Source organism: Paenibacillus sp. L3-i20 (assembly GCF_022180385.2).
In the GTDB taxonomy this organism is placed as follows: Bacteria; Bacillota; Bacilli; order Paenibacillales; family Paenibacillaceae; genus Pristimantibacillus.
Genome location: NZ_BQME02000001.1, coordinates 2,132,218 through 2,152,690, shown reverse-complemented (window position 1 = coordinate 2,152,690; position 20,473 = coordinate 2,132,218). Strand labels below are relative to the sequence as shown.

Here is a 20,473-nt window from a genome sequence, read left to right as displayed (position 1 = left end):
AATAGAATATGACTTATACTTCTATAAATGCCACTGCACCTGAAAGATCGACATATCATCGCTAGACAGATTCAATGACTCACTTCTAATAGTAGAGGACATCTCCTCAGGCAATACTTGCTCCATACTATCCAAAGCCTGCAAACCATCGGAATACAACAATAAGCCCCCCTCGCTTCCCAAGCCCAACAGATCACCCACATAGGTGTGAGGAGAACCCCCTACAGGACCCGATACACTGTTCCATTGCTCTCGAGTGTGGAACCTATTACCGAATAGCCCTTTTCTTTCATGCCCTTCTGACCATAATCTGATGCGAATATCCCCTTGCCATGCCAGTACGATGCGTCCCTCTGGATAAGCTTCGCACGGCCAATCTATTCTTCCGCAACCGTAGATTGATCCGCTTCCCAGCTTCTTCTTCGATAGCAATACATCGCGCAGCATTCCCTTTATGTATGTCGGAATTTGATGATCCTTTAATCGCTCGTCTGCTTCCTTCGCCTTATCCAACAAATAGGTATGCAAATGTGCAGAGAGCGCTTCCGTTTCAACCTCTGCTTCATCTATTGTGAGCAGCCATTGCAATAAGCTTTCGCCGAGGAAGCTGGATGCAAAATCTCCGTAATAGGACATGCTTATTCCATCGCATATAGCAAATGACACATAATCTTTCTCCTCAAAAAATGTCAAAAAATCTTGTCCTATATCTTCGGACTCTCTTGCTTCTGTCGATCGAGAGTAACCATAATGATAACTCCATTTCGGACGTTCCACGCTGACAATTTCCGTCTCGCAATATTGGGGAAGACTAATTTTGATCGCCATTACTAATGGATTGGGGTGGCAGCTGACATTTGGAAGCCAAGTGACACCAGTTCAGGATTAGTTCCAGGGAACATAAGATAAGCGCCGTCTGCAAGATTGTAATTAGCCTCACGCATCATTTGCCGATAACTTTCAGGTATAACGGAAGACATCCGCTTCAGTTTTTGACCATATTCATCTCGGAAATCAGTATGATCCTGTACCCCTTGCCACCTTTTTGGCTGATCAACCTCTTGTTGTAGCACATCTTCCGAGATAAAAATATTTTCGACCAGAACATTGCCGTCTTTCACCGACATGTCCATAATTCTACGCACAATTGGTTCTGGATCTTCCCCCGTATATATCCCATCAGTCATATGACAGATCAATGGCGCAGGTCCATCCTGTATACGAGGCAGTTCCGACTTAAGCAGTTGCTCTGCATGTTGGAACGCTTTGGCAGTATCCGTGAAACGCTGAGTCTTCAATGTTGGAAGCATCCCGGTATGCATAAGCTCATCAATACTTTTGACACCGCCGAACACATCCTCAACATCATCGCTGTAAGCATATACAGCAATACGATAACGGGAAGAAATACGGCTGCCTTTCGTTGATCGAAATACCATTTGCTTTAATGCCACGTATAGAGAATCCGTTACAATATCAAGTCGTTTGCGTTCACCGTTCATCAGTGTCATAGAGCCGCTTACATCCAGCAAATAAATAATGAGTGCCGGATGGCTTTGCGTTGCCTGCATCGTATGCATCTTCCGTGAGGAGGCTTCCATCTTGGGCTGTTGCTGCATATAAGAAACAGTATGAAGCTGATAATTTGCAAGTGATGCTGGAACCGCCGTAGATTTGATCATTAGCGTTTTCAATATTTCGGATTCTGGAGCGGCAAATGTGCTTCCTTGCAGCTGTTGCAGCACAGCAGTAACCTCGTTAATGTTCTGATAACGCTGACTCGCATCGGTTTCGAGCAGCTTTTTGAGCATTTGTATAAAATCTTGAGGAAACTGTGCCAATACCTGCGAAAGAGGCATCGTATTTCTAAAATAATAATGACCACCGCTCGCCAAATAATAGAGAATAGCACCAACCGCATAAATATCCGTTCGCGGATCGGTTTGCCTATTTTCGAACTGCTCAGGCGCAGCAAAAGCAATTGTCCCCATCTGTACCGTATCAGACAACTTGGCTTCATCATATTTGCGTGCAATGCCGAAATCGATCAACTTCAAACGCCCGAATTCATCCAACATCAAGTTAGAAGGTTTCAAATCTCGGAATACAATAGGGTGCTCTTGATGATGCAAATAGCTAAGCACTTCACATAGCTGGGAGGCATAGGAAATAATATCTTGCAGGGGCAACTGACAATTGGCATCTTCAAAATGCTTCTGCAACGTTACCCCTTGGATGTATTCCATGACCAGATAGCAATTGCCCGATTCGTCCGGTTCGTAATAATCGGTAATTTTCGGAATGCTCGGATGGGAAAGACTTGTTAGCATACGGGCTTCTTCGAGGAAGCCTTCATTATTGTCGATCTGCGTCATCTCTTTGACAACCCAGACCTTATCGTTCAACTTAGCATCCTTAACTAGATAGACACAGCCCATCCCTCCCTTGGCTAATAGAGACTCTACCCTATAACGGCTGCCAAGCATTTCTCCCTGCTGCAACAATTGCTATCACCGTTCCTTTGCATAATTGTTATGTTAATACCGATCGCTTTTCTAATCTCGCCACACTAGTTCTTTTGGTTCTTCTGGTTCTTCTGGTTCTTCTGGTTCTTCTGGATCTTCTGGATCTTCTGGTTCCTCGGGTGCGATTCCCATCTTAATGTATACATACTGCAAGGAGGTGTCGCCTGATAAAATATGAAAAATAGGTGTAACCTGGTTAAAATTGTTTTGATCCACATATTGAAGCAGTGCACTATAAGCAAGTTCCGTAGACACTTCAAACTTATCGTAGATGCAGAAGGTAATCATATCTTCGATATTATAGTAACTATGAAAATTCATATCTTCTTCTACGTCGACTCGGTTCTCATGAACGGGCATAAAAAACTCTGCATTCACCATCTCGTCCATCGGTACATTGTTAATGGAATAAAACATTGGACCTTTGACCGTCGCTTTCACTTTTACAATGTCATTGATGAAACTTTCCATCACATCGTTCATTTCGCTGTAATGATAGCGATATCGCTTCGAAATTACATTCGTATAACGGATTGAATCACCTAGAAGTACCATGCTAGCCCTCCTTTAGGATCGGGGCACAAATATCAATAAGTCCACCACCGAATACATCCAAATAAATATTATAGAATGGCTCCTGCAACGTTAGCTCGTTTGCTTCTGCGCAAGCTCTAAGAAGCGCGTATGAATCTTCAATATCCTCATCCAGATCGGCATGCCTGTACACTAGCGCATCCTGTACCAACCACTTTTCCTCAAAGCTGTATTCATCGTTCTCCTTCATTTCAATCGGCTCGCTGACGGGAATGAAAAAGGTATATTCGGCTTCGTTCGTCTGTTCATCCACGTTGCCTATTTGATACATGACAGGACCTGTTCCATACAACCCATTTCGTATAATGGCATTACGAATTCCTTTAACTCCTTCATGCCATTGATCAGTCGGCGATGTTACTTTGGCGCTAATGACATTGTTGAACATAATCGGACATCTTCTAATATGCATGTTTTCTTCCCCTTCTCAAATCCTTGTTATTGTTCATTTTCATCTGGATTTTTTTCGATATCTTCTCGTTTTCCTTTTCTCTTAAGCAGTGCAATAATATTGACATTTGCCCATAAAAATATAGATAAAATAGCCCCCACTGCTAGCACCCATTCAAGATTTAACGCCTCCATAGATTGATTAGCTATTTTTTCTATATATGCTGGTATAACAGCCGCAGTCATTATAACTAGCATAGCGTTGATGTAATACTTTCCTGCGCCACCAATCTTATAAAGACAAATCCACTTTAATAAAAAATATACGAATACTACCATAAGAATCGTACCAATAATAATCGCCTGAGGAAGAATACCAAACGGGAACCCAATCGCAACAAATGCGAGTAAACTATACTGGATCGTTTTGATTACAATAGTAACCAAAAAATTAGGCAGTGTATTTGCTAGCTTCTTTACATTAATCGTTTTTTTCTCATCTGCCTTGTCAGCTTCAATCATAATCTCTGGATATTTAAATATGAGATATGTGTACAATACAAATTCTGCGAATACAATGGACAACAAATATTGAATGAAACAAGCAAGTGTTAGAATGATGCCTACCGTTTTAACAGCTTCCGTATGAATATCAAAGCTCGATTGATTATTTACATATGCAAGATAATATCCCGTAACAACATAAACAACAGGAACAATTAAATGGAGTACATTTCTAGGGAAGTTATACATTCTGTTTATACTTTTTTTGTTTATGCTTCTAAACGCTCTTACAACGTAATAAATAAAAGAGAAAATCCCACCCAAAAAGATGTATAGAACAGTTTGCAAAATGAACTCCGGATAATCTTTTACAACCCAAATGGAAATAGTGACATAATATAATATGTTGGAAAAAATAAACATAGATATACTAACAAAAGTCGCTTGCATTTTTTTGAACTTAACTCTAAAGCTATGATTGAAATATAATAATGCAAACGCAGCTTGAACAATAAATACAGTGGTTATTATATAGAACAATATTCTCGTTAAAGTTGTAGCAACGTCGTAAACATGCAATATATTAGCTGAACTAAGCCCTACCATAATAATATTCAAAATAAGCACACCGAGTGGGACTGTCGTTAAGTAGTCTCGCTCACAAAATTCGCCCATTCTAGATTGATAGTTTTGAATGCGAGTTTTATCATTTATTTTAATCACTTTGATTCCCGCCATTTACCAGAATATTTTTGAGAGCTTATTACCAATATTGTTAAACCCATCACTAACTGCATCATAGACATCCTTCGCTTTATCAACTATAGCATCTGCTACATAATCTACTCCTTCTTTAGTAAGGTCCACTATACTTTTATTTCCGAATAATGGTATTTTATAATTCATTGCAAAATTTACCGCAAGTCCAACTCCTGCTCCTACTATAGTTCCTAATGGAGGTACTATTAATGATCCGATTGCAGCGCCTGTAGCCATTGCCGCTGTGCCGCTTATAACATCAACAGCAGTGTGAGTAACTTTTTGTACGGCATTGAGTTTTGGATCAAAAATATTCATCCCAGCTGTAATTGCCGTCCCCGCTATGCCGAGTCCTTTAGTCACTTTAGTAAGTTTTGTAGCGTCTTTCCATCCTTTATAATCAGTATTAAGTTTTATTTCTTGCTTAAATGTACTTAGCATCTTACTTCGTTTAGTTTGATCTAATGTACTTAAATAATCATCCAGCGCATTGAATTTGGTTCCTGTCAACTTAGCTTGATTATTTGCAATATACCCCTTGCTCGGCCCGCTATTTCTATATAAAGGAACTCCGTCATTAACAAGCCTCTGTAAAAATTTCTTCCTCCATATTTGGGAATCTCCAAGATGTTCTTTCATCAAGTCTCTATACTTCAGGTAATCTGCCTTAGTGAGAATTTTTCCTCCCACTATTTTCAAATAAACATTACCATTTTTATTTATTGCTTCAAACCGCAACCCTTTACCTGCATATAATAATTTGTTTGGATCCATTTTGTTTCCAAAACTAGTTAAATTGTCCACCACACTTTTAATAGCCTTCACTATTGCTACATCTTGGAAACTCTTGATTTCCTCTGCCTTTTTAGCCGCGGTAGTTTCACTGTCACTGTACTTTCCTATCGACGCATTGATAAAAGTATCCATGGCTTTAAGCTTTGACTCAATAGAATCTATCTTTATTGCAGCATTATTTAAACGCGATCCAATATTTCTTCTTGATGAAATACGGTAATCCACATTATTTTTTGTCGATGAAAGTTGACGTTGATTATTATCAATTTTAATAATATTTTGTTTTAATCCTAAACTTAAGCTTTGTACGATTGGTCCATTAAAAGCGATTACTGACATAGAACATAACCCCTCCGTTCCTGTAAAAAATTCAATTATTCACATTAATTATTACCAGCGAAACCCCGATGACCTTGGTTTGGATACTACAGGAATAGCTGCGGCTCGTCTCTCAGCTTCTTCTTGTTTAATCTCTTCACCTCTAATTTCGGTAGCCACCGATCTGATATCGCCGCTAAGTGACTCTAACTCAGAAGACAAGGATGTAATATCAGTAATAATCGCGTCCAGAGCCTTATTTAAGTATTGCATTTCATTAGATTTCCAAGCTTGATTAAGACTCGTCTTATATTGCATTAGTCCGGTTTTAATTCCACGCAAGTCAGAAGCGTATCCACTTATGCTGCTTGCTTGGGAGTTTGCCATCGACACATTAATTCCCATACTTATGCACCAGCCCTTTTTATCAAAATTCATACAACAAATCGGGGTACAATCGACCCCGATTTGCCATGATTTTCAGTTTATTTAAACATGCCTGCGTTGCTGTTGTTTTTTGTTTCTACTTCCGTATATAGTTCAACCGTCTTATTCAAGAAAGCTGTATATGCCGCTATAACTTGAAAGTGGTTTTCAAAAGCAGGTTCCAGCGCTTTAAACTTCCCACTGATCGTAGTTGCCGCTTCACTCTGCCATGATTGATTAAGAGAATCCATCTCTTTTTTTACTTCCTTAAGTGAATCATTTAGACTTTTATTCGTATTATTGATACTCGTCGCCGCATCTGAAACTCTTTGTAATGTAATATCAATACCTGCAATTGACATTTTTAATTCCTCCTCTTAAATTATTTAACTAGAGTTTTGACCATATTTGTCAAACCTTCTTGAGTTTTATTGTAATTATCTCCACTAACTTTCAAGTAATCTGAATAAGCTTTCAATACTTGTTCCATTGCTTTAAAATCTTTCTGAAAATCTTTAATACGAGCTGTAAATTCTAAATTGTCCTTACCTTTCCAGCCAGCAGCCATTGCGTCAACCTCTTTATACAGTTGACCGTAATAACCGATGTACTCCCCAACAATAGTTGCGATATTACCAGATGCTGTAATCAACTTCTCTGGATCTACTAAAATTCTCTTTGACATGTTTATTACTCCTCTCAAAATAGTTAATTTATATTAACATCAGCCTGGAGCCATTTTGCAAACCTAACTCCATAGCTGACTTGTTAATATCCAGCAGCATTCCGCTTAACGTGTCGCATAACACCGTATCCTGTCTCGCGGTAAAATAGCCATCAGATAGTTCCGTGATAGCAGCAACCAATAAAGCTTCGACTTCATACAGCTTTACTAGTGCCGGGATGTAAACATCATAGCTTCGGTTTAATACTGGGATGTAAACCTCGATTAAATATTTATCCAACCATATCCACCTCCAACTCGGCTGTAATGGAAGAAACGAGCTTAACCAGCGTCGCTTTTCCTTTTACAATGGAGTAACCGAACTGATCACCAATTTCCTGATAGAACTCGCTGGACATTTTGTTTACCTTCAACTGATATTGATCAGAGAAGTTATTACCAATCCAGATACCATCATTGGTCGAAACATGCGCCTTAAACCATTCCTCGTAAGTAAACGCAGATATAGCAGATACAGCATCGCTAATAATAAAATTGACATTATAGGCTAAGCTGCCCTTCTCAAGCAATATTTTAAGCTTGTCCTTGGAATCATCAGATACTTTGGACATTAAGCTAGATAAGGAGTGAATGATACAAGTTATCTTCTGGAATTCCGGTGTTGGCAAATCTGCATCCTTAGCATCTTTGTAGCTATTGTTGCGGCTTACCAAGATGTTGAATAACTCCAAGACCATATGATCCAATTGTTTCTCATCTTGCATGTACTCATATTGCTTCTGCTCATCTGGCTCGAAGAGACCATCAGCATCAATAACAATAAGCTTGGATTCGGAATAACTTGCAATAATCTCCGATATCCCTTGAATAAAGCTACTTTCCTCATTGTTTTGTGACAATACAAGACTGATATATCGATTAAAAGAAAAGTTTGCAAGCTGCAAGCTGTTCTTCTCTACCCCTATAGGCAAGACATTTGGTTCTGTTGACTTCGTTTCCTGATCCAAATAAGGAACGTCAATTTTATCCGGTAATATCGGAATTCTTTTTGCACTTGTTCCACTCCACTTCTGAGCGTATTGGCTGCAATATTCACGTACCCGATCCAACGTCTGCTCCACTTCCTTAAAGACGTGAGCAATCTGGAATTCATAGACACGATCAGTTTTCATAATTCCTCTGCCTTTTAATTTTGAAGGATGTATACCTTCAACATTGCCTAGTACAGACGAATAGTCTCCTGAGTCGTTGAACTGTAGCACTAACAACTGTTTAAAGTTTGGAAGAATACGGAATCTAACCGCATTTGAATTCAAAGCAGTAAAGATAAAGTAGATTCCATACTTCACACCCTCACGGGTTAAATAGGATATGGCATCTTCTTTCTCTTCATATGTCTCCGCAAAAGCTGCGTAGTTGTGTATCATAACGATAATTGACTCGATTCCAGACTTCGTAGCCCTAATATAAGAATGGTAATCGCCACCATAATCAGAAAACAGTTTTTTTCTACTCTCAATTTCTTTGTATAGCATCTTAAATAAATTGTTTATTTTCTCAACATCATGAGCAAGCAAAACATCTCCAACATGAGGGGCTTTCGAAAATGCCTTCAACGTTTCAGAACCAAAATCTAAAATGTACATCTGAACTTCCTCAGGCGTGTGGTCGGTCATAATGGAATAAATTAAAGATGTCAGGAACGTTGTTTTTCCATTACCAGCTGAACCATACACAATCACATTTCCTTCTTGGCTTAACGGAAGAGTCATTCCAAATTGTCGCTGACTTGCCGGATCATCTACTTCTCCAATTGTCGGATTAATCCAATATGGTTTAGCCTTCGGCATGTCATATTTACTTTTTAAATCATCAACAAAAATGAATTCAGGTATTGGGTCAAGCCATAATGGCTTAACAGTAATTCCCTCTTCCTTAGCAATGTCAGCCAAATATTTGTTGATTTCATCGATTTGTTTCGGTGGATTAGCTGATACCGATTTGCGCTTGTCGCTTTTGACTTGTTTCAACGGTCGTCCTAGATTATCGATAATGACGATGCTTTCGTCTTTATGCTTCTCAACACGATCTGCTGGATAATAAGGTGCCCCCGCCCAAGCGGATTGTCCTAATTCAAACAACTCATTAAAGCCAACTTGCACATAATAACGTCCGGTAATAGACAACTCAGCTGCATCAGGCCGTTTAATCATATCCATACTGTCAGCCTTTTCCTGAACTTTAAGACAGATTCTGAACTTACTGTTACTCCAGATCTGGTCGTCTACGACACCAGCTGGTTTCTGAGTTGCTAGAATCAAATGGACACCTAAGCTTCGACCAATCCTGGCCGCACTTATAAGCTGTTCCATAAATTCAGGCTGTTGTGTTTTGAGCTCTGCGAATTCATCCGATATCATAAATAGATGTTGTAAAGGCTCATTTACTAAGCCCTCACGGTATAGCTTTTGATATTTATAAATATCAATATTACTCGTATTTACCTTTTTGCTAGTTTCACTAAAGATAGCCTGTCTACGCTTCAATTCACTTTGTATGGAGATAAGTGAACGTTTAACTGCCGCTCCATCTAAGTTCGTAATCGTTCCTGCCAAGTGAGGCAGTTGCGTAAATGCATTGGCCATCCCGCCGCCTTTATAATCAATAAGAATAAATGCGACTTCATGTGGATGATAGTTAACCGCTAGTGAAAGAATGTACGTCATAATAAATTCACTTTTACCAGAACCCGTCATCCCTGCAATAAGTCCGTGAGGACCATGATATTTCTCATGCAGATCCAGCTTAAACAATTCACCTGATGGATCTACCCCAATTGCTGCTTCAAGTGAAGTTGTCGGATCATTTTCTTTCCAGCGCGTAAGAGCATTAAGATGTTCGATTTTGCCAACTCTGAACATATCGAGAAAAGTCATCATAGTAGGCAATGCGAAATTCGCATCCGATGAATGCAATTTGAGATTAGCTAAATTAACAGCTAATTCCCTTTCATCCTGCTTCAAATAGAAATCCGGCTGGAATCCTACATATTGCCCCGAAATATCATCTCTATCAAAAATTTTGGATAAATTGCGATCGGATTCAACTACAATGGAACATTCCTTCGGCAAGTTCATTAGCTCGTCATATAAATGAACAACACTTACGCCTAGATTATTTTTGTGCTTGTAGATAGAACCAAGCAGCTCCGTTCTAGTAGCCAATTCTTTGTTCATTGCAAATATGACATAATAAGGGCTCATTTCATCCAATTCGTTAGACTTAGAAGTGGCACTTTCACGTCTTGCAAATTCCTTCTCCAAAAAAACGGACATTTCTTTTACTTCATTCGGCTGTGTAGCAATAAATCGAATTCCTGGCTCACTATTCCAAACATGCGGCAACCATTTGGCGAAATCCCAAATATGTTGTTCCTTACGATCATAAATAAACACAAACTTGAGTTCATCATAACTATGTAAAGAAGCCAATTGCAGAATAAGTCCTTTAGTCATATCAATAACACTATTCCGGCTACCGATAATACCAGAGATGCGATCTTCAACAAGGGATAATGTAACGGGAACATTCTCTAACGTTTTTGGTTCGTCTGTTAATTCATACAAACCATCTATTAAATTGTCATCCTCTAGAGAAAAGCTCTTCTCTTGTACTTTAATATCTGCATTTAGCGGCAATGTACCGATTCCTAACCTCATTTTCAAAAAGTCATCTTGCCCAAACGTTCTTTCCCAAAGATTACGCTGACGATGTCTTATCCGGTTTAATGTATGGTCTAATGCAGTGTGGTTCTCTCGAAGAATTTCACTTTGATGCTCACATTCCGCTATTATTTTTTCGTTCATCTCTTCTAAATAATGTTTGTACTTTTCTTGACGAAGTTTTTCTCTCTCTTCTCGTTTTTTGGCTTCATGTCGCCGTGTCAATATCGGCCAAAGAATAGCACCTAATAACATACTTATAGACATTACAACTGAAGGCATCGCTTGAGTAATATTACCCGTATTTTTCAATGTGTTTTGCACTGTGAAAAAACCCATAAATAAAGCTGACATCCCCATCGTTAGTGAAGGACCTAGCATGAGCAAAAGTGGCGTTGGTTCCTGATTGCCGAGTGCTGGAGGGGAATCGATCTTGAATTCCGTTCTTTCAGCCTCTCTCTTAAACCGCGGCGAGCGATAGAAATAATCTATTGAGACCTCATCATCCCAAGCCTCATCGTCTTCAGATCGAATGATCGATTGCTTGGAAAATGGAAACAGCATCGAGCGATTATAAGTTAATTGGCCATCTGGATTGTTGACCGAAATAAAGCCTTTCCCTACAATTATTTTCAAACCCATAATGTAAATAACATCGCCAGGCATGAGTATCTTGTGATTGACCCTAGAACCATTAACAAAGGTACCGTTTGAGCTGCCCAAATCCTGTATGGAAAGCTCATTTGCGGAAATGACTAGCTCGGCATGCTTGGATGACGTATACAAGTTGGAGTAGCACATATCGCACATAGCGGCGCGGCCGATGACTAGCCTGCCTTCCGCTGGGAGCTGCAGTTTGGTAAATTTCTTCCGATCGTCAGTTACTGGTTCGGAATAAAGCCAGGCCCTCTCATTGGTTCGATTGAGTGTGAGACCATAGAATGCTTGCGGCTCTAGTACTAATTCTTTTATGCGCAAATGATTCTGATCGACCAAGGTGGCGTGCTTATTAGATTTTAGAATCCACTTTCCTTCAACACCTTCTACGCCAATTACTCTTTCCTCGTACCCGTCATCATTAATTTGCGTCACCCAATATTGACCTTTCTGCCTCTCAGGCAGAACACAGGTATACAAGACATTTTCTTTCAACAACGAAAGCTGCATTAATACACCTCTTTTTCTAGTTCGCTATCTGAATTAACAGCTTGGACTTCGAAACCGCTTGAAGTAACAGCTATTTCCCAATATTCAATCATATCGTCGCCGAGCTTAATCCTCATACCGCGTTTCACCTTCACTTGTCGGTGAGAGATGCTCTTCTTCAGCACAACATAACGTTCTCCATGCGCTAACACATCCCAACTTCGCCTTCTATGTTTTCTTGAACCAAACATTTTGGGAGGATTGCGGTACAGAAACTCAATCAGTTCATTACAGGCTTTCCCCGAAGCAAATTTGCTGAAATACATGATGTCCAACGTTGCATGTGTTAAAATGTATGCATCGTCCGCTTTTTCAACAAATTTCATTAGAGCTTCATAATCGAAGGGATAGTCTCGCTGAGGCAATTCGGACTTTCGCTCTTGCTGAATCAAGAAGTAGATTCCATATAAAACAGCAACAAAAACGAGAACAAATACAACTAGCAACACTTCATCCACCGCTTTGTAAGTTAGTCACTCTTCGATAACATCATTAAAGGAGCTGTATGCTTTGAAAACGATTGAAGTTACGCCCTATCGTTTTTCAGCGAAATTCGGATCGGAGCATATCGCTGCCGGTTCATTCACTTACTACGAATGTGATAATGGGTTAGGTATTGTTAAAGATAACGTGAGACAATCCATTCAACTGATCCACCCGCCTCATATCCAAATTAGCGAAATTTCGCAAGAAGACGAGTTTACTTTACTGTCTATGGTTTGCGGAAATTTCAAACCGGATATTACGATCGCCTCTACCGATATACTCTCTGACTACGAATATCGTGAGAAGAGCGCTTCTAGAGCATATTTTGCAACTTGGATTGGAATCGCAGTCGTGTTGTTGGCGTGCACGCTTCTCGCACTTTTCCTGTACAGCTATCTTCAAGCATAGTTTTTATTTCTTTAAGTAGATTGCCGTTCGAAAACCCTCAAGCTGTATTCCTGTACTAGATTGTTTGCTTTGTATCGCCTTTTCCATTAACACGGCGTCTGCCAATCTCGCTTCTACGAAAGATTGCGTGGACTCCAACTCTTCCTTGAGCACAGTTGCCTCATCTATTAACTCCAATACAATCTCTCTCGTAAGGGTACCTGACTCATAATCTAGCGATCCTGTGTGAATCAATAAATCATTTAGATTGCTGAGCTCCTTATGAATTGCCTTAATCCGAGTGTCGGCTTGCTCATTAAATAGCCGACTTTCATGATATAGCTCGCTTAGCAAAGTCGGATCCAAAAGATGGTTCTTCCCTCCCACTTTCATTACCTCCTTCTACTAGTTGCAATGCGATGCTATTTTGCTCTTCTACAACTCTTGAAGTCAATTGCTGAAGAATAACTAGCATATCCTCATATTTTTCTTCAATAATTTTTATAAAAGTCAAATCGTTCCTCTCGGCAGCTCCTGCATAAACGGTTTTCATTCGTGCTGCCAAAGCATGCAGCGAAGTCAATTCATGAACGATTGCTGCTATTAGTTCCTGTACCTCGTCTGCCTTTTTTTCAACTGGCAACTCCAGTTCTACGCTCATCTTTACATCGCTCCTGCTCTTAGAGAAATTTGATAAACATATGAAACGTTAGCCAAGCAAATTTTTGGTCGCTTTTCTCTCTGCTGCAGTTGAGGCAAAAAGTGATGATTCAGACTCCTGAGCAGCCTCTTCTCTAATTTGAGAAAATCCTTCTAGTAGAGTGGTTGAATCTATTGGTACGGAAGCTTGAACGTGATTTATATTAGACAGCTCTTGAACGTTTTCTTTGAAATTTCCCACAACAGGCTCCATTATCGGAGAACTTGACATTCTAACAGTCACTGGTGCTCCATACAGCATATTGCGTTGCTCATATGGCAACGCAGTTGCGAAAAATCGGTCCCATGCCATTTCGTACTCCTCTTTGATCGTGAGGGAAAACGACACACTTTTCCTTACCTCTTGCGGTTTTTGGACAAAATGTCTTGCATGGATAAGAGATGTAATTACATGCAAGACGCCGCAGCATATTTCCAAATCCTGTTCAATTTCTCCATCTATTAAAGAAAGAAAAGGAGCAAGTATATGTATGGGCTTAGGAGCTTGCTCATAGAACCATTGGACTGTGTCGTCGTTCCTGCCAGTACCGCCTACTAATTCGGCTAGTTCGTGCAAGCTTTCGTATCGATCCGACAATATAACTGCTTGGTCATACACATCACGATGAATATAAAAGTATGTTTCATTTGCGCTAAGAACCAGTGTATTTACAGTAACCGGCAAATAACGTTCTTTGGATACAACTAACATAATCCAATCACTCCTTTCTATTAATGAGGTACAAAGACGCCGGGGTTAACAGACTTTCCGTTAATATAAACACCAAAGTGCAAATGTGGTCCCGTCGTACGGGAACCTGTATTTCCCGATCTTGCGATGCTATCATATTGCTCCACTTTATCTCCGGCGGACACCTGATAACTTTCTAAATGACCATATAACGTTTTTATTCCACAGCCATGATTCACAATGACGTAGTTGCCTAACTCCTCGCCGCTTGCCGCTTCTTCCACCACACCGTTAAAGGCAGCCAATACCTGCGTTCCTTCTGGTGCACGCATGTCCATTCCATGATGGAAAGTAATAACATCCCTCGTAACAGGGTCCAATCTTTCCCCATAAGGAGAAGTCAATTGGACGGAAATTTCCAAAGGTGAATAAAAGGCGTTCACATCCCCTAAGACAGGGCAACCTAACGCTGATTCATATTTCTTTTTTTGCTTTTCCAGCTTTGGACTTAATGTTTGAAGCTTAGTGCGATCCTGCTTTGCCTCTTCATGATTTAGCACAGTTACTTCCTTTTTTTGCTCTGTCCAAGCTGTTCTTTCCTGTTGTTTCGACTCCATCTCCCCGATAGCCGTCCTATAAAGGGTATCCAGCTCCAATAAATAGGGTACATCACGTTGTTGGCTTTCATTCATCAGCGTCTCAAGCTTGCTTAATTCATTTGATAGCTCGTAAATTTCAGAATCTATTCGAATTAGCGCCATTTTCTTCTGTTCCGAGCGCAATTCCATGGCTGCCTCAAGCATCGTATTGGTATTCACTTGATAAGAAAGCGTGCTGTATTCTTCCTCTAATAGTTCTAGCTTCTTTCCTTCTTCTACTGGATCAATGGAAGAAATATTGTATTTCTGAAGCAACACAGACGCATCTTCCGCAGAGGCCAGCGCTGAAGGCAGCAGCAGCGTAAGGAGCAGGATGAGACTTAGTTTTCTGTACACGTTTATCCCCCCTTCGGCTTCGGCTTGCTTTTAAGTGTTTCAAGATCAGGATAATACTTATTGCTTGCGGCCTCGTTTATCGTATAGAATAGTTCGTCCACCGTAACACCAGCTGGAACACGATCTGCAAAGGTGTAATAATTAACCCCATCTCGGACATATCCAACCACCATTCGCCTCATCTCTACCGATGTTCCAGATACGCTGAACCCGCTAATCGCTCTAGTCGTATTCATCTTTAAATTCTGTACCAATACGAGGAAGCTTGGTCCTTCAATCGGATTGACACTGTTAAAAGTGGCGATCTGATTTGGAATGAAAAAGTTGTGCCTCCAATTTGGATTAGCATCATTTATCAGGTTAATGCGATGGGCCATTTCATTAGAGACTGTGGTGTTAATCAAGTCTTTGGCATCCCTGGTCGACATTCGACCATTATCCGTAAGAGGCAAGCCCTCTAACCTAACCATTTGATAATCCTTTAAAGCAACCGTATTTCTAAATCCCATATTTAAAGCATAATTGACTCCATTATGTTCATAACTGTAGGGGCGCTTCATTTCAAATACCAAACCCCATTCTAAATCCTTGGCTTTCCCCTCTGGATAATCGCCACTGGATGTTCGTATAACTTGTTGAGATGCGATATAGTAACCGTCATACCCCGTCACTGCAGCTACAGGTATATACTCTTGTACATAAGCTTTATTGCTTAAAGTCGGGAAGAGATCATAATTTAAACAAAAGACATCTAAAAAAGTATCTAAAGCCAATGTCGGATCTACCTGAAAATATTTTTCCTTCGTATAATCCATATCCAAATCAGCCGTCTTCAGCATGTTAATGGCTGCTGCATCTGACGCGTAATCTATTGCGTAAGATAGTTTCAGACGCTCTATCTCATCTCTTTCCTTGCTAATATAATTCATATACCCGATTAGAAGTGCCGAAAAGAACAATACTGAAATGAGATTGATAATGCCAAAGGCCTTACCCATATCACACCTACTTCCTAACCATACCGGCTAATGTTTGGTCGAACTTGGGAGGAGTAAGTCTTAACAGCCTGTTCTGAATCCTTTGCGCACCCGAGTAATCTACGGCCTGTACTCTAACTTTAATAATGTCTCCCTGATTCCATATCGTATTGTCATCAACCAACATGTACGTCGTTCTCGTCCCCGCTCCATCTGGAACGACAACCTTCATATAACGATATACCGTAGCATCCATTGCAACGCCATGAGAGGAAATACTTGTGTAGAATGCAGATAATTCTTGTGATGACAATCTGCCATTGTCTGTCACCCTGTCAATAAAGTTCGTCATTTCGTTCAATACACTACGGTTCATGGTGAGATCTTTATTCATAGAGGTAATGACCAGAGGGCCTCCAACTAGTATGGCGAATGCAATAAGCACGCCCAGGATTTTGTTAATAATATCTGCCATTACTATCCCCTCCTAAGGCTTTGGCTTTGGCTCACTCACATTCCAAAATCTAGTCCCTGTTGGACCTGCATGCAGCCCGATCTCAACTTCTATATTATTGGGCATTGCTGCTTTCGCAAGTTGAATCTTATTAACCTTATCGATCAAAAAAGATTCATCTAGCGGTATATCAAGCAACTTACCCTGAACATTCATATTTATATGTTTGGGTTGTGGAGTGAATCTATCGGCGACGACCAGCATTAGTAGAACGTCGTTTGTTGTTATCTTGTTTACGACAGGAACGATCTCTCGCTCTGTCTCTAGTGCTGTTTTTTCAATTTGAACGTTAAACCCACCAACTTCCCCTTTGAATAGAGGAATAGAACAATAAATCATAATAGGTGTAAACACTGCAACTACCATAATCAGTATAAGAACATCAAAGGCGTCATCGCTCTCTTGCAACGTTATTCCTCCCCGATTACAACATCATAGATCCCTTTGTTATCTTCTTTTTCTGTGACAGTCATTGTCACTTTCTTATCTAGTAATGGAAGTAAATCATCGGGTTTCTGAATCCACCACTGACTATAGGCAGAACCGCTAATTCTATCAATAACAGATGCATTTCTCTCCAAAAGAACAAAAACAGCAGCAGCTGGCATAGGACCATGAGCGGCAGATTCTATTAAATCGGATGAATAAGCACCAGCCTGTATGGCAGCTACACTATCCACTGATCCTCTTGAGAAATTTTGACCTAACGCAGTAAACAACAAAATAATTCCGATAACGACAGATATAACCATCAAGTTAACGGCAATATGTATACCATTGCTTAGCTCATTATCCATTATCCTGCCTCCTGAACTCGATCCGGCTTACTACACCATTAGCATCTCGAACCAAACTCGCATCATACCTAAACTTATATATTCCCTGTTCTTCTTCCTCTTCCCCTTCCTTCTTCACAACCAGATCATCGAAAAATTCGTATAAATGTTTTGTTTTGAAATAATCCTTATAGTATTTTTTCGTGTCTGTCGTCCACTCTCTAAACTGCACATTATAGGTTCCAGGTTGTACATCTACTGCAATTACAGGAAAACCGCTGGATTCAGTGATTGCGCTCATCACATCGATAGCTAATAAATTTGTCGTTCCATCATAATGACTGTATTCTCGATATTCCTTCACTATCGCAATCGCATTGTCGTCATGCTGCTGTATCTGAACGGCTTCTCTAGCGAATGACCCTAGTAAAAAAATTAGAGACAATACTAACGCCGCTATCATAGCACTGACACTCGCCCATATTGCCGCTGGCCATTCATTCATGATGAAACCTCCTTATACATCCGCTAATTCAAGGGGTGAGACCTATGCGCTTAATATGCATAGATCTCACTTCGTATTCATGCTGATAATGACAAATTCCTATGATGCTTGTTGCGTAAAACAAACACCTACAATTGTTCCTGTAGTATCTTTAATTAATTCTGCTAGAAACTTAGCTGTTGGACGAACAAAAGCATCTGTGCCCGATACTGTAGTTGGGAGATATTTCATGTTGTATTTAATTTTACCTTCCGGTTTCGTCGTAGTAATATCAAGTCCCAATTCATAATGAGAACCGGTAAGTTTCGCCGGCATTGTAACTATTACATTATCTGGAGTGGCACCTATAAGCAGTGCACCATAATTATGGCCAGTATGTGCGGTTTTCAATTGCGCAGTAGTTCTAACTACTTGTGCAACTGGACGACCTTCAAACAATTTAATTGCGGATACGACTTGAGTGCCAGACAATATTTTCTGATCATAATCATCAAACTGCGCTAAGGACATAGAATCCATGGAATTGGCTACCGTTGTAATCCCTTGATTTGTTGTTCCTCTCGTAAAGCCCAAAATAACGAATATAATAGAAATAATCACCCCGATTACAATTAGTGCGATGGCTATTCGTGCGCCTGATCCCAACTCACCTTCCATTGTTCACTCACTCCCTTGAAATACGGATAGATTTCACTTCGTATTAGTGCTGCTAATGACAAATTCCTATGATGCTTGTTGCGTAAAACAAACGCCTACAATTGTTCCTGTACTATCTTTAATTAATTCTGCAAGAAACTTAGCTGTCGGACGAACAAAAGTTTCTGTGCCCGATACTGTAGTTGGGAGATATTTCATGTTATATTTAATGCCGGCCGCAGAGTTAAGTCCCACTTGATAATGCGATCCTGTAAGTTTATCCGGCATTGTAACTATGCCTTTTGCATCAACACCCACAAGCTGTGCACCGTAATTATGGCCGGAATAATCTTTAGCATTCAATTGTGTAGTAGTTCTAACTACTTGAGCAACTGGACGACCTTCGAATAATTTAATTGCGGATACGACTTGGGTACCTGACAACATTTTTTGATCGTAATCATCAAACTGCGCTAAGGACATAGAATCCATGGAATTGGCTACCGTTGTAATCCCTTGATTTGTTGTACCTCTCGTAAAACCCAAAATAACGAATATGATAGAAATAATTACCCCGATTACAATTAGTGCGATGGCTATTCGTGCGCCTGATCCCAATTCGCCTTCCATTGTTCACTCACTCCCTTGAAATACGGATAGACTTCACTTTGTATTAATGCTGCTTATAACAATTTTCTATGTTGCTTGTTGTGTAAAACAAACGCCGACAATTGTTCCTGTAGTATCTTTAATTAATTCTGCTAGAAACTTAGCTGTTGGGCGAACAAAAGCGTTCGTTCCCGATACTGTAGTCGGAAGATATTTCATGTTGTATTTAATTCCCTCCTTAGTTTCGAGTCCCTTTACATAATGAGATCCTGTAAGATCAGGCATTGTAATTATATTTGACACCTGTCCATCAAGCAGCGCACCGTAATTATGACCGGACTTTGCAGCACCACCAGTAGTTTTAGGATCCATTTGTGAAGTAGTTCTAACTACTTGAGCAACTGGACGACCTTCAAACAATTTAATTGCAGATACGACTTGGGTACCCGACAATATTTTTTGATCATAATCATCAAACTGCGCTAAGGACATAGAATCCATGGAATTGGCTACCGTTGTAATCCCTTGATTTGTTGTACCTCTCGTAAAGCCCAAAATAACGAATATGATAGAAATAATTACCCCGATTACAATTAGTGCGATGGCTATTCGTGCGCCTGATCCCAATTCGCCTTCCATTGTTCACTCACTCCCTTGAAATACGGATAGACTTCACTTTGTATTAATGCTGCTTATAACAATTTTCTATGTTGCTTGTTGTGTAAAACAAACGCCTACAATTGTTCCTGTAGTATCTTTAATTAGTTCTGCAAGAAACTTAGCTGTTGGACGAACAAATGTATCCGTTCCTGATACTGTAGTTGGGAGATATTTCATGTTGTATGTGATACCGCCTTCAGTTTCAAGTCCCTCAACATAATGAGATCCTGTAAGAGTTCCCATTGTAATTACACCTTTATCAGTAGTATCAGCAAGTATTGCACCGTAATTATGACCAGAACCCGCACCACCAGTAGATTTCATTTGTGAAGTAGTTCTAACTACTTGAGCAACTGGACGACCTTCAAACAATTTAATTGCGGATACGACTTGGGTACCTGACAAGATTTTCTGATCATAATCATCAAACTGCGCTAAGGACATGGAATCCATGGAATTGGCTACCGTTGTAATCCCTTGATTTGTTGTACCTCTCGTAAAACCCAAAATAACGAATATAATAGAAATAATTACTCCGATTACAATTAGAGCGATGGCTATTCGAGCGCCTGATCCCAATTCACCTTCCATTGTTTACTCACTCCTTCAAATTG

At 40.0% G+C, this 20,473-nt stretch carries 26 protein-coding genes and 1 pseudogene; 1 reads left to right on the top strand and 26 read right to left on the bottom strand.

The features are described from left to right. Positions 1-21: 21 nt before the first annotated feature. The 13 genes and pseudogenes from MFF31_RS10140 to MFF31_RS10080 form a co-directional block, all read right to left on the bottom strand. Complete coding sequence (locus MFF31_RS10140; RefSeq protein ID WP_248565449.1) at positions 22-828, bottom strand: protein phosphatase 2C domain-containing protein; 807 nt, start codon at positions 826-828, stop codon at positions 22-24. Between the two features lie 2 nt (positions 829-830). Beyond that, complete coding sequence (locus MFF31_RS10135; protein ID WP_238188556.1) at positions 831-1,580, bottom strand: vWA domain-containing protein; 750 nt, start codon at positions 1,578-1,580, stop codon at positions 831-833. A 198-nt stretch (positions 1,581-1,778) separates the two neighbouring features. Then, a pseudogene (locus tag MFF31_RS10130) lies at positions 1,779-2,486 on the bottom strand (serine/threonine protein kinase); the annotation flags it as partial. A gap of 69 nt (positions 2,487-2,555) precedes the next feature. Next, positions 2,556-3,080 (bottom strand): DUF5085 family protein, encoded by a 525-nt coding sequence (locus MFF31_RS10125; protein WP_238187888.1) that lies wholly within the window; start codon positions 3,078-3,080, stop codon positions 2,556-2,558. A 1-nt stretch (position 3,081) separates the two neighbouring features. After that, positions 3,082-3,531 (bottom strand): DUF5085 family protein, encoded by a 450-nt coding sequence (locus tag MFF31_RS10120; RefSeq protein WP_238187887.1) that lies wholly within the window; start codon positions 3,529-3,531, stop codon positions 3,082-3,084. A 26-nt stretch (positions 3,532-3,557) separates the two neighbouring features. Beyond that, entirely contained in the window at positions 3,558-4,736 is a 1,179-nt protein-coding gene (locus tag MFF31_RS10115) for a hypothetical protein (protein ID WP_238187886.1), read from the bottom strand. Positions 4,737-4,751: 15 nt separating this feature from the next. Next, positions 4,752-5,906 carry a hypothetical protein gene (locus tag MFF31_RS10110; RefSeq protein ID WP_238187885.1) on the bottom strand — a complete coding sequence of 385 codons (1,155 nt, stop codon included), beginning with the start codon at positions 5,904-5,906 and terminating at the stop codon, positions 4,752-4,754. A 51-nt stretch (positions 5,907-5,957) separates the two neighbouring features. Then, positions 5,958-6,323: a hypothetical protein gene (locus tag MFF31_RS10105; protein WP_248565448.1), complete on the bottom strand. Its 366-nt coding sequence runs from the start codon at positions 6,321-6,323 to the stop codon at positions 5,958-5,960. 47 nt (positions 6,324-6,370) lie between these two features. Next, positions 6,371-6,673 (bottom strand): pore-forming ESAT-6 family protein, encoded by a 303-nt coding sequence (locus MFF31_RS10100; RefSeq protein ID WP_238187883.1) that lies wholly within the window; start codon positions 6,671-6,673, stop codon positions 6,371-6,373. Between the two features lie 20 nt (positions 6,674-6,693). Beyond that, positions 6,694-6,996 carry a WXG100 family type VII secretion target gene (locus tag MFF31_RS10095; RefSeq protein WP_238187882.1) on the bottom strand — a complete coding sequence of 101 codons (303 nt, stop codon included), beginning with the start codon at positions 6,994-6,996 and terminating at the stop codon, positions 6,694-6,696. A 28-nt stretch (positions 6,997-7,024) separates the two neighbouring features. Then, positions 7,025-7,276: an EsaB/YukD family protein gene (locus MFF31_RS10090; protein ID WP_238187881.1), complete on the bottom strand. Its 252-nt coding sequence runs from the start codon at positions 7,274-7,276 to the stop codon at positions 7,025-7,027. Further along, on the bottom strand, positions 7,269-11,885 hold the full coding sequence (gene essC / locus MFF31_RS10085; RefSeq protein ID WP_238187880.1) for a type VII secretion protein EssC: 4,617 nt from the start codon (positions 11,883-11,885) through the stop codon (positions 7,269-7,271). Before essC ends, MFF31_RS10090 begins: the two co-directional genes overlap by 8 nt. Then, positions 11,885-12,382, bottom strand: a complete 498-nt coding sequence (locus MFF31_RS10080) for a hypothetical protein (protein WP_248565447.1) — start codon at positions 12,380-12,382, stop codon at positions 11,885-11,887. Before MFF31_RS10080 ends, essC begins: the two co-directional genes overlap by 1 nt. Before the next feature lie 52 nt (positions 12,383-12,434). Here MFF31_RS10080 and MFF31_RS10075 point away from each other — a divergent pair, with 52 nt between their 5' ends. Beyond that, the gene (locus MFF31_RS10075) at positions 12,435-12,818 is read left to right on the top strand and encodes a hypothetical protein (RefSeq protein WP_238187878.1); all 384 of its coding nucleotides are present in this window, start codon (positions 12,435-12,437) and stop codon (positions 12,816-12,818) included. Positions 12,819-12,821: 3 nt separating this feature from the next. Here MFF31_RS10075 and MFF31_RS10070 read toward each other — a convergent pair whose 3' ends face one another. From MFF31_RS10070 to MFF31_RS10010, 13 genes are all read right to left on the bottom strand, one after another. After that, positions 12,822-13,184, bottom strand: a complete 363-nt coding sequence (locus MFF31_RS10070) for a hypothetical protein (protein ID WP_238187877.1) — start codon at positions 13,182-13,184, stop codon at positions 12,822-12,824. Further along, positions 13,129-13,458: a hypothetical protein gene (locus MFF31_RS10065; RefSeq protein WP_238187876.1), complete on the bottom strand. Its 330-nt coding sequence runs from the start codon at positions 13,456-13,458 to the stop codon at positions 13,129-13,131. Before MFF31_RS10065 ends, MFF31_RS10070 begins: the two co-directional genes overlap by 56 nt. A 48-nt stretch (positions 13,459-13,506) precedes the next feature. Further along, positions 13,507-14,208 carry a hypothetical protein gene (locus tag MFF31_RS10060; RefSeq protein WP_238187875.1) on the bottom strand — a complete coding sequence of 234 codons (702 nt, stop codon included), beginning with the start codon at positions 14,206-14,208 and terminating at the stop codon, positions 13,507-13,509. Positions 14,209-14,228: 20 nt separating this feature from the next. Continuing rightward, positions 14,229-15,182 (bottom strand): M23 family metallopeptidase, encoded by a 954-nt coding sequence (locus MFF31_RS10055; protein ID WP_238187874.1) that lies wholly within the window; start codon positions 15,180-15,182, stop codon positions 14,229-14,231. Between the two features lie 2 nt (positions 15,183-15,184). Then, on the bottom strand, positions 15,185-16,180 hold the full coding sequence (locus MFF31_RS10050; protein ID WP_238187873.1) for a hypothetical protein: 996 nt from the start codon (positions 16,178-16,180) through the stop codon (positions 15,185-15,187). A gap of 7 nt (positions 16,181-16,187) precedes the next feature. Continuing rightward, positions 16,188-16,634 (bottom strand): hypothetical protein, encoded by a 447-nt coding sequence (locus MFF31_RS10045; protein ID WP_238187872.1) that lies wholly within the window; start codon positions 16,632-16,634, stop codon positions 16,188-16,190. Positions 16,635-16,646: 12 nt separating this feature from the next. Next, a complete protein-coding gene (locus MFF31_RS10040; RefSeq protein WP_238187871.1) occupies positions 16,647-17,081 on the bottom strand; it encodes a hypothetical protein in 435 nt (144 codons plus the stop codon). A 2-nt stretch (positions 17,082-17,083) separates the two neighbouring features. Further along, positions 17,084-17,470 (bottom strand): hypothetical protein, encoded by a 387-nt coding sequence (locus tag MFF31_RS10035; RefSeq protein WP_238187870.1) that lies wholly within the window; start codon positions 17,468-17,470, stop codon positions 17,084-17,086. Then, positions 17,463-17,954 (bottom strand): hypothetical protein, encoded by a 492-nt coding sequence (locus MFF31_RS10030; protein WP_238187869.1) that lies wholly within the window; start codon positions 17,952-17,954, stop codon positions 17,463-17,465. Before MFF31_RS10030 ends, MFF31_RS10035 begins: the two co-directional genes overlap by 8 nt. Before the next feature lie 99 nt (positions 17,955-18,053). Next, a complete protein-coding gene (locus MFF31_RS10025) occupies positions 18,054-18,611 on the bottom strand; it encodes a hypothetical protein (protein ID WP_238187868.1) in 558 nt (185 codons plus the stop codon). Between the two features lie 66 nt (positions 18,612-18,677). Beyond that, positions 18,678-19,220: a hypothetical protein gene (locus MFF31_RS10020; protein ID WP_238187867.1), complete on the bottom strand. Its 543-nt coding sequence runs from the start codon at positions 19,218-19,220 to the stop codon at positions 18,678-18,680. 66 nt (positions 19,221-19,286) lie between these two features. Further along, entirely contained in the window at positions 19,287-19,838 is a 552-nt protein-coding gene (locus tag MFF31_RS10015) for a hypothetical protein (RefSeq protein WP_238187866.1), read from the bottom strand. Between the two features lie 66 nt (positions 19,839-19,904). Further along, positions 19,905-20,450: a hypothetical protein gene (locus MFF31_RS10010; protein WP_238187865.1), complete on the bottom strand. Its 546-nt coding sequence runs from the start codon at positions 20,448-20,450 to the stop codon at positions 19,905-19,907. Positions 20,451-20,473: the final 23 nt, after the last annotated feature.

Excerpts from the sequence above, each read along its gene's own strand:
- MFF31_RS10045 (WP_238187872.1), bottom strand. The coding sequence starts at position 16,634 with ATGGCAGATATTATTAACAAAATCCTGGGCGTGCTTATTGCATTCGCC.
- MFF31_RS10110 (WP_238187885.1), bottom strand. The coding sequence starts at position 5,906 with ATGTCAGTAATCGCTTTTAATGGACCAATCGTACAAAGCTTAAGTTTA.
- MFF31_RS10030 (WP_238187869.1), bottom strand. The coding sequence starts at position 17,954 with ATGAATGAATGGCCAGCGGCAATATGGGCGAGTGTCAGTGCTATGATA.
- MFF31_RS10120 (WP_238187887.1), bottom strand. The coding sequence starts at position 3,531 with ATGCATATTAGAAGATGTCCGATTATGTTCAACAATGTCATTAGCGCC.
- MFF31_RS10035 (WP_238187870.1), bottom strand. The coding sequence starts at position 17,470 with ATGGATAATGAGCTAAGCAATGGTATACATATTGCCGTTAACTTGATG.
- essC (WP_238187880.1), bottom strand. The coding sequence starts at position 11,885 with ATGCAGCTTTCGTTGTTGAAAGAAAATGTCTTGTATACCTGTGTTCTG.
- MFF31_RS10100 (WP_238187883.1), bottom strand. The coding sequence starts at position 6,673 with ATGTCAATTGCAGGTATTGATATTACATTACAAAGAGTTTCAGATGCG.
- MFF31_RS10125 (WP_238187888.1), bottom strand. The coding sequence starts at position 3,080 with ATGGTACTTCTAGGTGATTCAATCCGTTATACGAATGTAATTTCGAAG.
- MFF31_RS10135 (WP_238188556.1), bottom strand. The coding sequence starts at position 1,580 with ATGCATACGATGCAGGCAACGCAAAGCCATCCGGCACTCATTATTTAT.
- MFF31_RS10025 (WP_238187868.1), bottom strand. The coding sequence starts at position 18,611 with ATGGAAGGTGAGTTGGGATCAGGCGCACGAATAGCCATCGCACTAATT.
- MFF31_RS10020 (WP_238187867.1), bottom strand. The coding sequence starts at position 19,220 with ATGGAAGGCGAATTGGGATCAGGCGCACGAATAGCCATCGCACTAATT.
- MFF31_RS10140 (WP_248565449.1), bottom strand. The coding sequence starts at position 828 with ATGGCGATCAAAATTAGTCTTCCCCAATATTGCGAGACGGAAATTGTC.
- MFF31_RS10050 (WP_238187873.1), bottom strand. The coding sequence starts at position 16,180 with ATGGGTAAGGCCTTTGGCATTATCAATCTCATTTCAGTATTGTTCTTT.
- MFF31_RS10060 (WP_238187875.1), bottom strand. The coding sequence starts at position 14,208 with ATGTTAGTTGTATCCAAAGAACGTTATTTGCCGGTTACTGTAAATACA.
- MFF31_RS10105 (WP_248565448.1), bottom strand. The coding sequence starts at position 6,323 with ATGAATTTTGATAAAAAGGGCTGGTGCATAAGTATGGGAATTAATGTG.
- MFF31_RS10065 (WP_238187876.1), bottom strand. The coding sequence starts at position 13,458 with ATGAGCGTAGAACTGGAGTTGCCAGTTGAAAAAAAGGCAGACGAGGTA.
- MFF31_RS10015 (WP_238187866.1), bottom strand. The coding sequence starts at position 19,838 with ATGGAAGGCGAATTGGGATCAGGCGCACGAATAGCCATCGCACTAATT.
- MFF31_RS10095 (WP_238187882.1), bottom strand. The coding sequence starts at position 6,996 with ATGTCAAAGAGAATTTTAGTAGATCCAGAGAAGTTGATTACAGCATCT.
- MFF31_RS10010 (WP_238187865.1), bottom strand. The coding sequence starts at position 20,450 with ATGGAAGGTGAATTGGGATCAGGCGCTCGAATAGCCATCGCTCTAATT.